The 13,115-nt window shown below is 70.9% G+C and carries 12 protein-coding genes; 4 read left to right on the top strand and 8 right to left on the bottom strand.

Going from position 1 to position 13,115, the window contains the following annotated elements; genetic code table 11:
• Window positions 1-145: 145 nt before the first annotated feature.
• Window positions 146-1,021, top strand: coding sequence for a 3-methyl-2-oxobutanoate hydroxymethyltransferase (gene panB / locus SD460_RS00080; protein ID WP_290057850.1), 876 nt, complete (start codon window positions 146-148; stop codon window positions 1,019-1,021).
• On the opposite strand, the gene SD460_RS00085 is transcribed toward panB, so the two are convergent.
• Both SD460_RS00085 and SD460_RS00090 read right to left on the bottom strand, forming a co-directional pair.
• The gene (locus SD460_RS00085) at window positions 1,018-1,869 is read right to left on the bottom strand and encodes a cytochrome c oxidase assembly protein (RefSeq protein WP_290057849.1); all 852 of its coding nucleotides are present in this window, start codon (window positions 1,867-1,869) and stop codon (window positions 1,018-1,020) included. The two genes, panB and SD460_RS00085, sit on opposite strands and share 4 nt — an antisense overlap.
• Window position 1,870: 1 nt before the next feature.
• Window positions 1,871-2,797: an undecaprenyl-diphosphate phosphatase gene (locus SD460_RS00090; RefSeq protein WP_290057848.1), complete on the bottom strand. Its 927-nt coding sequence runs from the start codon at window positions 2,795-2,797 to the stop codon at window positions 1,871-1,873.
• A 421-nt stretch (window positions 2,798-3,218) separates the two neighbouring features.
• On the opposite strand from SD460_RS00090, the gene pip reads away from it, so the two are divergent.
• Complete coding sequence (gene pip / locus SD460_RS00095) at window positions 3,219-4,163, top strand: prolyl aminopeptidase (protein ID WP_290057847.1); 945 nt, start codon at window positions 3,219-3,221, stop codon at window positions 4,161-4,163.
• Between the two features lie 397 nt (window positions 4,164-4,560).
• Here the strand turns inward: pip and SD460_RS00100 are convergent, their stop codons facing one another.
• The 5 genes from SD460_RS00100 to SD460_RS00120 form a co-directional block, all read right to left on the bottom strand.
• A complete protein-coding gene (locus SD460_RS00100; protein ID WP_290057846.1) occupies window positions 4,561-5,358 on the bottom strand; it encodes an ABC transporter permease in 798 nt (265 codons plus the stop codon).
• Window positions 5,359-5,366: 8 nt separating this feature from the next.
• Window positions 5,367-6,206, bottom strand: coding sequence for an ABC transporter permease (locus SD460_RS00105; RefSeq protein ID WP_290057845.1), 840 nt, complete (start codon window positions 6,204-6,206; stop codon window positions 5,367-5,369).
• Window positions 6,207-6,298: 92 nt separating this feature from the next.
• Window positions 6,299-7,501, bottom strand: a complete 1,203-nt coding sequence (locus SD460_RS00110; RefSeq protein ID WP_290060746.1) for an ABC transporter substrate-binding protein — start codon at window positions 7,499-7,501, stop codon at window positions 6,299-6,301.
• Window positions 7,502-7,519: 18 nt separating this feature from the next.
• Window positions 7,520-8,581, bottom strand: coding sequence for an ABC transporter ATP-binding protein (locus SD460_RS00115; protein ID WP_290060745.1), 1,062 nt, complete (start codon window positions 8,579-8,581; stop codon window positions 7,520-7,522).
• An 8-nt stretch (window positions 8,582-8,589) separates the two neighbouring features.
• Entirely contained in the window at window positions 8,590-10,011 is a 1,422-nt protein-coding gene (locus tag SD460_RS00120; protein WP_290060744.1) for a gamma-aminobutyraldehyde dehydrogenase, read from the bottom strand.
• 110 nt (window positions 10,012-10,121) lie between these two features.
• Between SD460_RS00120 and SD460_RS00125 the strand changes: the two genes are divergently transcribed.
• Window positions 10,122-10,856, top strand: coding sequence for a FadR/GntR family transcriptional regulator (locus SD460_RS00125; RefSeq protein WP_290060742.1), 735 nt, complete (start codon window positions 10,122-10,124; stop codon window positions 10,854-10,856).
• Between the two features lie 35 nt (window positions 10,857-10,891).
• Window positions 10,892-11,599, top strand: a complete 708-nt coding sequence (locus SD460_RS00130) for a cache domain-containing protein (protein ID WP_290060739.1) — start codon at window positions 10,892-10,894, stop codon at window positions 11,597-11,599.
• A 30-nt stretch (window positions 11,600-11,629) separates the two neighbouring features.
• Here SD460_RS00130 and SD460_RS00135 read toward each other — a convergent pair whose 3' ends face one another.
• Entirely contained in the window at window positions 11,630-13,069 is a 1,440-nt protein-coding gene (locus tag SD460_RS00135; protein WP_290060736.1) for a PucR family transcriptional regulator, read from the bottom strand.
• Window positions 13,070-13,115 lie beyond the last annotated feature (46 nt).

Consider the following 13,115-nt stretch of genomic DNA (forward strand, 5'->3'; position numbering starts at 1 on the left):
AGACTGACGGTGGGTAGTCCCCGAGGGTGTGAAGCTGGTCCCACGAGGTTGGGGGGCCGCCGGTGAGCGTGCCACGCTCTGAGACGCCCCTGCTCCACGACCCGGGGACCTCACCGAGGCCTCGAGGGAAGGACGGTCGACGACGATGTCTGCCCCCGCGAACGGGCCCGCCGAAGAGGCGGCCCCCTACGGCACCGGACCCGGCACGAAGCCGGCTTCGGGCCGGAAAGTCCGCGTGCACCACCTGCGTGAGCTGAAGGAACGCGGCGAGCCGTGGCCCATGCTCACCGCGTACGACATGTACACCGCCGCGCTGTTCGACGAGGCCGGGATCCCCGTGCTGCTCGTCGGCGACTCCGCGGCCAACAACGTGTTCGGCTACGACACCTCGCTGCCGGTGACGGTCGACGAGCTGCTGCCGCTGGTGCGGGCCGTCACCCGGTCGGTCAAACGCGCCCTCGTGGTCGCCGACCTGCCGTTCGGGTCCTACCAGCTGTCGCCGCAGCAGGCGCTGGAGACGTCGGTGCGGTTCATGAAGGAGGGCCGCGCGCACGCCGTGAAGCTCGAAGGCGGGCGGCGGTTCGCCGCGCACGTCGAGGCGCTGACGTCGGCGGGCGTGCCGGTGATGGGCCACATCGGGTTCACCCCGCAGAGTGAACACAACCTCGGTGGCTACCGGGTGCAGGGGCGCGGCGAAGCAGCGGACGCGCTGCTCGCCGACGCGCTGGCCCTGCAGGAGGCCGGGGCGTTCGCGGTGGTGATGGAGATGGTGCCCGCCGAAGCCGCGAAGCGCGTCACGGCGGAGCTGAAGATCCCGACGGTCGGCATCGGCGCCGGCCCGGACTGCGACGCCCAGGTGCTCGTCTGGCAGGACATGGCCGGCCTGCGCCGCGGCAAGGCACCGCGGTTCGTCAAGCGCTACGCCGACGTGGCGACGGTGCTGCAGGACGCCGCGACGGCGTTCGCGGAAGACGTCCGCCGTGGCGAGTTCCCGGCGCCGGAACACGCTTTCCACGACTAACCCCGGTTCCGGAACCGCTCGGCCAGCGCCGGGTCGTGTTCCCACCACAACCCGGTCGCGGGCGCTGCGTCCAGCTGGACGTCGATCTGCTTCGCGCGCCGTTCGTCGTCGCGGGCCCACCGGACGAACAACGCGACGACGAACGGCAGGCCGGCGACGTCACCGCCGATCCACAGCACCCCCGCGCCGATGACCTGGTCGGTGCGGGGGTCCGGGCCGTGGCCGGGGTGCGCGGCCGCGTAGTGCGCGGGCGCCAGCAGCGGGCCGAGCCACAGGACCAAGCCGAGCGCGCCGTCGAAGACGACCTCGGTGAACGCGATCCAGACCGACACCAGGTGCGGGTCGCGCCGCGGGGTCGGGTCGAGGCCCAGGCGCGTCCAGAAGTACGTGAAGCCGGCGAGCACCAGCGCCAGCCGGACCAGGCCGTCGGCGACCGGCGACCGCAGCGTCAGGTCGTAGAGCGGGGTCAGGTACAGCACGAGCACCGGCACGACCAGCGTCAGCGTGACGACCGGCGGGAACGTCAGCGCCCGCGCCACCTTGCCGCGGCCGTGCCGGCGCAGCCACGGCGCCGGGACGGTGTCGAGCAGGAGCCGGATCGGGGCGCCCAGCGCCAGCAGCAGCGGGGTGACCATCAGCAGCGTGACCGTCTGGACCGCGCGGACCCAGAAGTACGTCGTGTCGTAGACCGCCAGCGGCGAGCACGTGACGACCAGGATCGTCGCCAGGCCGGCGAGGAACGCCGTCGTGCGGCCCGGCGGCAAGCTGCGGCCGCGGGCCGCGCGGACGTAGAGCGTGCCGAGGACGAGCACGCACAGGACCGCCGGGGCGTCGAACGTCAGCGGCACCTCAGACCGCGAAGAAGATCAGGCTGCCGATTCCGGCGACCACGCAGTAAATGGCGAACGGCGTCAGAGTGCGCGTTTCGAAGTATCCGGTGAGGAACCGGACAGAAATGTACGAAGCGATCCCGGCGATGACGCTGCCGACGAGCGCCGGGCCGAGTGACGCGTGGTTCTCCGGCGCGAACAGCGTCGGCATCTTGAGCACGCCCGCGGCCAGGATCACCGGCGTGGCGAGCAGGAACGCGAAGCGCGCCGCGTCTTCGTGCCCCAGGCCGCGGCGCAGGCCGGCGACCATCGTGATGCCCGAGCGGCTGATGCCGGGCAGCAGCGCGAAGATCTGCGCCGCGCCGATCAGCACCGCCTCGCCCACGCGCAGCTTCGCCAGCCGGACGTCGGTCCGCTCCTCGACGGTGACCGCGCGCATGACGAGCGTCTCCTCGCTCGAGAAGTCCACGGTGTCCGCTTCTTCGGCAGGTTTCGCGCGCGAGAACTTCTCGGCGGCGTAGAGGACACCGCCGTTGAGCGTGAGGAAGATGGCCGCGGGCACCGGTTTGCCGAGGAAGTCGCGCAGCAGCCCTTCGAACAGCAGGCCGGCCAGCCCGACCGGGATGGTGGCGAGCACGAGCAGCCACGCGAGCCGCTGGTCGGGCGTGCGGACCTCGCGGTGACGGATCGACGTCCACAGGCCGCCGATGATCCGGACCCAGTCCTTGCGAAAGAACAGCACGAGCGCGAGCGCGGTGGCGACGTGCATCGCGACGAGCACCGCGAGGTACGGCGAGTCCTTCCCGATGCTCAGGTCCTGCTGCCAGTGCCCGCCGAGCCAGGCGGGCAGCAGGATGCTGTGGCCGAGACTGGACACCGGAAACAATTCCGACACCCCTTGCAAGGCGCCGACGACAATCGCCTCGAAATAGGTCACCGCGGACATTCCGTGCCTTTCCGTCCCCTTTTTCCGTGCTACCGACACCGGAAAGTACCGGCCCATTCGTTAACGCGGGGCAAGGGGGACGGGTGCACTCAGCGTCCTCACAGCGGGCGTTCACATCCATGAACATCAGTCATGTTCTTGACTAGCGTTCGACTCGTGGCCTAGCGTTTAGCCCGTCGCCGCCACGACGCAACGGAACGAACCTCGACGAGGAGGACGGGAAATGCGTGTGCGGATCACCTGCCGTCGTGACCACTCCGACGACCACCCCGCGGTTCCCCGAAGCGGCTGACGCCCCCTGACCGGGAGCCCGCTCAGCCCGGCGGCGGGGGCGGGCTCCCACCTTTCTTGGCCGTCGTCCCGATCCCTGGCGGCGGGGTGTCGGGACGACGGCCAGGACCCGTGCGGCACAGTGACGGGCATGCATGAGCTCTACCCGCCGATCCCGCCGCGCGCCGAAGGGTTCCTGGACGTCGGCGACGGCCACCGGATCCGGTGCCAGGAGGCGGGCGACCCGGACGGCAAGCCGGTGGTGGTGCTGCACGGCGGGCCCGGCAGCGGGATCGCGCCGATGGCGCGCCGGCACTTCGACCCCTCGGCGTACCGGATCATCCTGTTCGACCAGCGCGGTTCCGGGCAGTCGACGCCGGGCGCGGACGACCTGACCGCCAACACCCTGTGGCACCTGGTCGCCGACATGGAACTCCTGCGCGAGCGGCTCGGCATCGACCGCTGGCAGCTCTTCGGCGGCTCGTGGGGCGCGACGCTCGCCCTCGCCTACGCCGAAACCCACCCTTCGCGCGTCAGCGAGATCATCCTGCGCGGCGTGTTCACCGTGCGGCCGAGCGAGCTCGACTGGATCTACCGCGGCGGCGCGGCCAACCTGTTCCCGCGCGAGTGGGAGGCCTTCCTCGCCCCGATCCCGGCTTCCCTCCGGGACGATCCCCTCGCGGCGTACGCGACGCTGCTCGAAGACCCGTCGCCGGAGGTCCGCCACCGGGCCGCGATCGCGTGGAGCACGTGGGAGGGCGCGACGGTTTCGGTGGTACCGCAGGAATCCTTCGTCCGCCAGTACGCCGACCCGGCGTTCGCACTGACCTTCGCCCGCCTCGCCGTCCACTACTTCCGCCACGGCGCCTGGCTCGCCGACGGCCAGCTGGTCCGCGACGCCGGCAAGCTCGCCGGCATCCCGGGCATCATCGTCCAGGGCCGCTACGACGCGGTGTGCCCGCCGATCACGGCGTACGAGCTGCACCAGGCATGGCCGGGGTCGGAGCTGAAGCTCGTCGAGGGCGCCGGGCACGCGGTGACCGACCCGGGCATGCTGGCGGCCCTGCGCGCGGCGACGGACTCGTTCCGCCAGTAGGACGGCGAACACCCGCGCCAGCTTGCGCTCGACGACGGCTTCGTCGGCGCGCGCGAGCTCGGTGCCGCCGATGAGCGTGCGCATCAGCCGGAAGCCGGCGATCACGGACAGGACCAGCGCCGGGCCCGTCTTTTCGCGGCCGGGGAGCAGGTCGGTGAGGTGCTTCTCGACGTGCCGCTCGATGCCCGCCCGCAGGATCTCCGCGGCCCGCACTGAAAAGGTCGAGGCGGAGATCGGCGCGGCGGCCGTGCCCCTCAGCGATTTGTCGACCGACGCGACCCCCGGACGCTTGGAGCGCGACGTACCAGGCGAACGTCGTCGTCGGGCCCCTCGGCCGCCCGGAGGAGATCGCGGCCGCGGTCGGATACCTGGTGAGCGCGGCGACGGACTCGTTCCGCTAGAGCCGGCCGCCCGAAGCCGTGTCGCCCGACAGGCGCTGGGCCAGGTACACCGGGACCGTCGAGGCCACGATCAGCACCGCCGCGACGACGTTGACGATCGGGGCCTGGTTGGGGCGGAACAGGTTGTTGTAGATCCAGATCGGCAGCGTCTCCATGCCCGTGCCCAGGGTGAACGTCGTCACGATGATCTCGTCGAACGACAGCGCGAACGCCAGCAGCCCGCCGGCCAGCAGCGCCGAGCGCAGCATCGGGAACGTCACCAGGCGGAACGTCCTGAACCCCGTCGCGCCGAGGTCCATCGACGCTTCCTCGAGGTTGCCGCCCATCCGCCGCAACCGGGCGACGACGTTGTTGAACACCACCACGATGCAGAACGTCGCGTGCGCGATGATCGCCGTCAGCAGGCCGAGGTCGATGCCCAGGATCGTCCGGAACGCGTTGTTGAGCGCGATACCCGTGACGATCCCGGGCAGCGCGATCGGCAGGATGATCAGCAGCGACACCGGGTTGCGGCCGAAGAACCGGTAGCGCTGCAACGCGAACGCCGCCATCGTGCCCAGCAGCAGCGCGATCGCCGTGGCCGCGAGGCCCGCCTCCACGCTCGTCCAGAGCGCGTGCAGCGCGCCCTCGTTCGAGGTGGCCCGGCTCCACCACTCCAGCGTGAACCGGGTCGGCGGGAAGCCGAACGTCGTGTCCGCGTTGAAGGAGTTGAGCAGCACCACCACCAGCGGGAAGTAGATCACCGCCAAGCCGAGGCCCAGCGCCGTCCACAGCAGTGCCCGAGACGTCCGCACCGAGGCTCCTAGAGGTTGTCCAGCGCGCCGGTGCGGCGCACCGCGGCCAGGTACACGAGCATGATCACGACCGGCACGGTCGCCACCGTCGCCGCGAACGGGAGGTTGTTGGCCGCGCCGATGTTGTCGTAGACGACGTTTCCGAGCATCTGCGACGTGCCGCCGACGATCTTCACCGCGATGTAGTCGCCCAGCGACAGCGAGAACGTGAAGATCGAGCCGGCCACGATCGCCGGGAACGTCAGCGGCAGGATCACCGAACGGAACGTCCTCAGCGAGCGAGCGCCGAGGTCGCCCGACGCGTCCACCAGGGAATCCGGCAGCCGGTCGAGGCCCGCGTAGATCGGCAGGATCATGTACGGCAGCCACAGGTAGGACAGCGTGATGATCGTGGCGGTGACGCCGTACCCTGGCGAAAGCCAGCTCAGCGCGCCGTTGCCGGACAGCATCGAGCGCCACGCGTACGCCTTCACCAGGTAGCTCGCCCACAACGGCGTCATCACCGCGATCACCAGGATCCGCTGCGCCCGCGGCGAAGCCAGCTTGGCCATCGCGTACGCCATCGGGAACGCGATGACCGCGTCGATCACCGTGACCAGAGCGGCGATCCCGACCGTGCGGAAGGTGATCGTGCGGTACACCGCGTCGCTGAACAACGTCTTGAAGTTGTCCAGCGACCACTCCACGACGACCTGGCCGGTGAACGCGTCCGTGTGCCAGAACGCCGTGACGAACAACGCCGCGAGCGCACCCAAGTAGGCCAGGCCGAGCCAGAGCAGCGGCGCCGAGAGCAGAAAACCGAGGCGCAGCCGGGGTTTCCGGTAGAAGAAAGCCGAGAGCGCGGTCATGTCACCTTCCCGTCGGTGCGGGTCGTCGTGAGTGTTTAGTCGGGTTAGAACCCGACTAAACACTCACGACCGGCCGGAGCTTGCGGAGGCCGTCAGCCCTTGATCTCGGTCCAGGCCTTCGTCCACTCGCCGTAGTCCTTGCACTTGACGTCCGTGCGGCCGTCGAGGCACTGCTGGATCGGCGTGGTCCAGTACGCGATCTTCGACGCGTACCCGGCGTCGTTGGCGTGGTAGGTGTCGCAGAGCGTCTTGTCGGTCATCTCCGCGCACGCCTTGGGGTTCGCCGGCGCTTCGCCGAAGTACTCGGCGACCTGGGCGTTCACCTTCGGGCTGACGATGTAGTCGAGCCACTTGTACGCGCACGTCTTGTGCTGCGACTTCGCCGCGACCATCCAGGTGTCCGACCACCCGGTCGCGCCCTCGCTCGGCACGGACGCCTCGAGCGGCGCGCCTTCGCCCTTGGTCAGGTTGACCGTGACCTGCCAGGCGGTGCCGACGACGGCGTCGGCGTTCTTCAGCGCCTGCGATTCCTTGAGGTAGTCCGACCAGTACTCGCTCACCAGCGGCCGCTGCTGCTTGAGCAGGTTCACCGCGGCGGTGAACTGCTTGTCGTCCAGCGCGTACGGGTTCTTGATGCCCAGGTCCGGCTGGTGCGCCATCAGGTACAGCGCGGCGTCGGCGATGTAGATCGGCGAGTCGTACGCGATCACCTTGCCCTTGTAGGGCGAGTTCGCGTCGAACATCACCGACCACGACGTCGGGGCCGGCGTCACCTTGTCGGTGCGCCAGGTCAGCAGGTTCGCGCCCCAGCCGTGCGGGATGCCGTAGGAGACGCCGCCGACGCTGTTCCACGACTTGTCCTTGAGGAACGGCTGGACGTCGGCGTAGTTCGGCACCAGCGCGGTGTTCACCGGCTCGGCGTCCCCGGACGCGACCAGCCGCAGCGACGCGTCACCCGAGGCGGACACGACGTCGTACTGCCCGGTCTTCATCAGCGTCACGGCTTCGTCGGACGTGCCGAACGGCTTGACGTTGACCTTGCACCCGGTCTGCTGCTCGAACGGCGTGACCCAGTTGACCTTCGGGTCGTTGGCGCCGTTCTCCGCGTAACCCGGCCAGGCGAGCACGTTCAGCTGGCCTTCCGGCTGCCCGAGCGCCTTCAGCGCTTCCAGCTTCGGCGGGGTGAACCCCTGCGCGCCGGGCGGCGCGGCCGAGTTCGAGCCCGACGTGCCACATGCAGCCAACAGCAGGCTGGCGCCGAGGAGGCCGGCGAGCCGCGTCTTCCTGTTCTTCATGGCATCCCTTTCGAGGTACTACTGGACCTGGAAGCTGTGTTCGTTCCGCCAGCTGAGCCGGACGCGGCCGTCGGCGAAGGCGCCGTCGGTGTTCTGCCGGACGACCGAAAGCTGGCCGCCCGCGTCGAGCGCGACCGCGTACCGCACGGTCGCGCCGGCGTACACGACGTCGGTGACCGTGCCGGTCGCGCTGGTGTCCCCCACCGCGGCGGGCTCGGACAGGTCGCCGTCGATGCGGATCTTCTCCGGCCGGATGCTGAACAGCCCCGGCCGGCCGATGACGGTCTCGGCGCCGCGCCCGCCGAGCAGGTTCGACGTCCCGACGAAGCCGGCGACGAACGCGCTGGCGGGGCGCTCGTAGACCTCTTCCGGCGGCCCGACCTGCTCGATCTTGCCGTCGTTGAAGACCGCGATGCGGTCGCTCATCGTGAGGGCTTCGTCCTGGTCGTGGGTGACGAAGACGAACGTGATGCCGACGTCGCGCTGGATCTGCTTGAGCTCGAGCTGCATCGCCTGGCGCAGCTTGAGGTCCAGCGCGCCGAGCGGTTCGTCGAGCAGCAGCACCTTGGGCCGGTTGACCAGCGCGCGGGCGAGCGCGACGCGCTGGCGCTGCCCGCCGGACAGCTGCGCGGGCTTGCGCGACCCGTAGTCCGCCAGCCGCACGGTTTCCAGCGCTTCGAGCGCGCGCTCCCGGCGTTGCCGCTTCGGGACGCGCTTGACCTTCAGGCCGTACTCGACGTTCTGCTGCACGGTCATGTGCGGGAACAGCGCGTAGTCCTGGAACACCGTGTTGACGTCGCGTTCGAACGGCGCCAGGCGGGTGACGTCCCGGCCTTCCAGCTCGATGGTGCCCGCGGTGGGCAGCTCGAAGCCGGCGATCATGCGCAGCACCGTCGTCTTGCCGGAGCCGGACGGGCCGAGCATGGAGAAGAACTCGCCGGGCGGGATGTCGAGGTCGACGCCGTCGACCGCGTGGACGTCGCCGAAGTGCTTGCGCAGCCCGGTGAGCCGGATCGCCGGGCCCGTGTTTTCGGGCGCCGCGGGCTCTTCCCGCGTCTCGGACGGTGCTTGGTTGGGCATCGCGAGCCTCACAGTGCGCTCATCACGTGCTTGACGCGGGTGTAGTCCTCGAGGCCGTAGAGCGAGAGGTCCTTGCCGTAGCCGGACTTCTTGAACCCGCCGTGCGGCATCTCGGCGACCAGGGGGATGTGCGTGTTGATCCAGACGCAGCCGAAGTCGAGCTTCGCCGACACGCGCATGGCGCGCTGGTGGTCGCGGGTCCAGACGGACGACGCGAGGCCGTACTGGACGGCGTTGGCGGCGGTCAGCGCTTCGGCCTCGTCGGCGAACCGCTGGACGGTGATCACCGGGCCGAAGATCTCGTTCTGGCTGATCTCGTCGTCCTGGCGGACGCCGGAAACCACGGTGGCTTCGTAGAAGTAGCCCTCGTCGCCGACGCGGTGCCCGCCACAGTGGACGGTCGCGTGGTCCGGGAGCCGGTCGACGAACCCGGCCACCTTCTCCAGCTGCGCCGCGTTGTTGAGCGGGCCGAAAGCGACGTCTTCGTCGTCCGGCTTGCCGGTCTTCGCCGCTTCGGCCTGGCGCGAAAGGGCGGCGACGAAGGTGTCGTGCACCTCGTCCGCGACCAGGACGCGGGTGGCGGCGGTGCAGTCCTGACCGGCGTTGAAGTACCCCGCGACGGCGATGGCTTCGGCGGCGGCTTCGAGGTCGGCGTCGGCGAACACGATGACCGGCGCCTTGCCGCCGAGCTCCAGGTGCACGCGCTTGACGTCGTTCGCGGCGGACTTGGCCACCTCGATGCCGGCGCGGACCGAGCCGGTGATCGACACCATCGCCGGGATGTCGTGCTCGACCAGCGCGCGGCCGGTGTCGCGGTCGCCGCAGACGACGTTGAAGACACCCGGCGGCAGGAACTCACCGGCGATTTCGGCGAGCAGCAGCGTCGACGCCGGCGTGGTGTCGGACGGCTTCAGCACGATGGTGTTACCCGCGGCGAGCGCGGGCGCGATCTTCCAGATGGCCATCAGCAGCGGGTAGTTCCACGGCGTGACCTGGGCGCACACGCCGACGGGTTCGCGGCGGACGAAGGACGTGTGGCCCTCCATGTACTCACCGGCCGAGCGGCCTTCGAGCACGCGCGCGGCCCCGGCGAAGAAACGGACCTGGTCGAGGACCATGGGGATTTCTTCGGCCGTGGTCAGCGCGATCGGCTTGCCGGTGTTCGCGGACTCGACGCGGACGACCTCGTCCGCGCGGGCTTCGAGCGCGTCGGCGATCTTGAGCAGCGCGAGCTGGCGTTGGGCCGGCGTCGTCTCCCGCCAGGTCTCGAACGCGGTCGCGGCCACCCGCAGCGCGTGGTCGACGTCTTCGGGCCCGGCGATCGGCGCGGTGCAGTAGGGCCGCCCGGTGACCGGGTCGACGATCTCCGCCGTCCGGCCCGACTTCGACTCGATGTACGCGCCGCCGACGTAGTGCTTCAGCTCCTGCACGGTTGCTCCTCGATGCTGACGGGAGCTAAAACATATAAGTCCATATGTAATAGGACAAGAGGATCAGGCAAGATTGGTGCGAACGGGTACTCCGGCGGCGAAGGGTCACGATGCGCAAGGGCATGTCGCACAGCGCGCGGTCCGCCATGTTCGCGCCGCTCGGCCAGGTCGGCCGGGCGGAAGCGGTGGCGGCGCGGCTGGTCGACGCCATCACGCTCGGCTTCCTCGCCGACGAGGAGCAGCTGCCGAGCGAGGCCGACCTGGCCGCCCAGTTCGGCGTCTCGACCGTGACGGTCCGGGAAGCACTCGTGGCGTTGCGGCAGCAGGGCCTGGTCGAGACGCGCCGGGGCCGCAGCGGTGGCAGCTTCGTCCGCGCGCCGGCCGACCCGCCGTCGGACGCCTGGCGCGCGCGGCTGCGCGAGGTGTCGCTGTCCGACCTCCGTGACGTCGGCGACCACTACCTCGCGATCGCCGGCGCCGCCGCGAAGCTGGCCGCCGAACGCAGCTCCCCCGAGGACATCGCCCGGCTGCGGCTGGCGACCGACGACCTCCGCACGGCGCACGGCATCGACTTCACGCGGGCGGAGCGGCAGTTCCACCTGGAGGTCGCGGCGGCCGCGCAGTCGCCGCGGCTCACGCACGAAGAAGTCCACCTGCAGAGCGAACTGGGCGGCCTGCTGTGGCTGCCGTTCGAGCCGGGGGCACACTCCTGCGAAGAGCACGCGGCGATCACCACCGCGATCGACGCCGCCGACGGCGAGCTGGCCCGCAAGCTCACCGAGGAGCACCTCCTGGGCGCCCTCGACCGCCTCGCGGACGTGCACCTCGGCCTGCTCGCCCCCTAAACTCCGCATTACTCCGCACACCCGAGGTGAGCACCGTGAACGACACCCGCACGCAGGCCGGCGACGAGGTCGTCGAGCAGGTCTCGGCGTTGGCGGAGGGGGTCTTCGAACGCCTCAAGCCCCTGCTGGCGGCGGCCGAATCGGTGCTGGCGGAGTCCCCGTCCGCGGCGGCCCTGCACCGGATCCGCCCGCAGGTCACCGAGGCACTGGGCGGGCTGATCATCGGCGCGGGTTTCGTCAGCGCACCCCGCGTCCTCACCGACTCCGAGTTCGGCTTCGAGTGGTGGACGGCCGGTGCTCCCCCGGCCCAGCTGTTCATCAGCCTGGACCCCGGCAGCGAGAACTTCCTGGACTACACCCGCCAGTCGTGGTTCACGGTCCCGCGCGACACCGGGCGGCGGCACATCAACGGCCCGTACGTCGATTACCTGTGCACCGACGAGTACACGCTGACGTTCACGATCCCGGTGGTGCTCGGCGGTTCCTTCGCGGGCGTGGTCGGCGCGGACGTGTACGTGCGCGAGTTCGAGCGGGCGGTGCGACCGCGACTGCGTGCGCTGGGGCGCGGAGCTGCGCTGCTCAACGCGCAGGGACGGGTGATCGTCTCCAACAGCGTCCGGCAGCCGACCGGATCGCTGGTGCGGGAGGTCGACGTCCCGGCCTGGTGGTCGGCGGGCGCGGAGCCCGGCGAGACCCTGCGCCGCTGCGGCGACTCGCCGATCGTGCTGGTCAGCGGCACCTAGCGCCCCAAGGCGGCCTTGGGGCGCTAGGGGCTAGGCCTGCAGCGCCAGCCAGAGTTCCGCGCGGACGCCCGGGGAGTCGAGGTCGCGGCCGAGGAGCTCCTCGGCCTTCTTGATCCGGTTCCGCAGCGTGTGGCGGTGGACGCTGAGGCGGGCGGCCGCGGTGTCCCAGTGGCCGTGGTGTTCCAGCCAGCAGCGCAGCGAGTCCACGAGGTCGCCGCGGCCCGTCTCGTCGTGGTTGCGCAACGGCGTCAGCACCCCGCGCGCAAACGCTTGCACCACCGCGGGTTCGATCAGCGAAAGCAGCCCGCGGCCCGAATGCTCCACCGCCGACACCAGCAGCTTGCCCTCCGCCTCCGCCACCCCGGCCGCCAGTTCCGCCTGCTCCAGGCCGGCCGCGAAGTCCGCCGGGGACACCGGGCCGGCCAGCCCGCCGTGCAGGCCGCCGATCCGCAGCGCCGCGTCCGTCACGGCGTCGGCCGCGCCGAACGCGACCACCGACGAACCCCGGCGCGCCGCGAACACCGGCTCGTTCTCCAGCGCGCCGAGCAGCTTGCGCCGCGCGGCGGGCGCCCCCACGAACGCCAGCACCGACCACGGCGCCGGGGGCGTCTCGGCCCCGGAAGCGTCCAGCACCCGCAGCGCCAGCTCGGCCTGGCCGCCGACGAGCAGCTCCACCACCCCGGTCCGCAACGCCTGGCGCGCCGCGGCCTGCGCGCGATCCTGTTCCAGCGCCAAGGAAAGCACCGACACCGCCGTGTTGACGATGTGGTGCCCCGCCGTGTCGAGCGACGCCCCGACGGCGAGCACCCGGCGCGCGCTCGTGTCGAGGGTCTGCAGCACGACTTCCTGCCCGTCCAGCACGACGACCCGCGTGCCGGTGCGAAGGCGCTCCAGCTCCTCACGCAGCGAAGCGCCGTACGCCCGCGCGCTCGCCGGAGCGGCTTCGACGACCGTCGTGCGTTCGAAGAGCAGCACCCAGCCGTCGACGAGCTTCGCCAGCTTGCGCAGCACCCCCGGCGGGCCGCCCTTGCCGACCGCCGTGCGGGTCAGCTCCTGCTGCGCGCGGCCGATGCGGACCGTCGCCGCGTACTCGTCGGCCGCCACCGCCCGCGAGACCGCGCGCGTGATCGCGATGAACGGCGTCTCGCGCGGCACCTCCAGCACCGGGAACCCGACCGCGGCCGCCGTCGCCACGAGCGACCGCGGGACGGCGTCGTGGCTCAGCCCGACGCCGAAGCCGAGCCCGGCGACCCCGGCGGCCACCAGCCGGCGCACGTAGGCCGGCGAGGTCTGTTCGTCCAGGGCCAGCCCGGTGGTCAGCAGCAGCTCGCCGCCTTCGAGGAACGCCTGCGGGTCCGTCAGCTCGGTCGGGTGCACCCAGCCGATCGGGCGGTCCAGGAGATCGTCGCCGGTCAGCACGCGCAGCCCGAGCGGGCGGTCGGCGGCCAGTCCGGCCAGCGTGAGTGCCATAACGGCCAAGTCTACGCGTCTTTTTGTACGGAACGGCCAGCTGACG

The sequence above is a fragment of the Amycolatopsis solani genome (genome assembly GCF_033441515.1).
GTDB classification, from domain to species: domain Bacteria; phylum Actinomycetota; class Actinomycetes; order Mycobacteriales; family Pseudonocardiaceae; genus Amycolatopsis; species Amycolatopsis solani.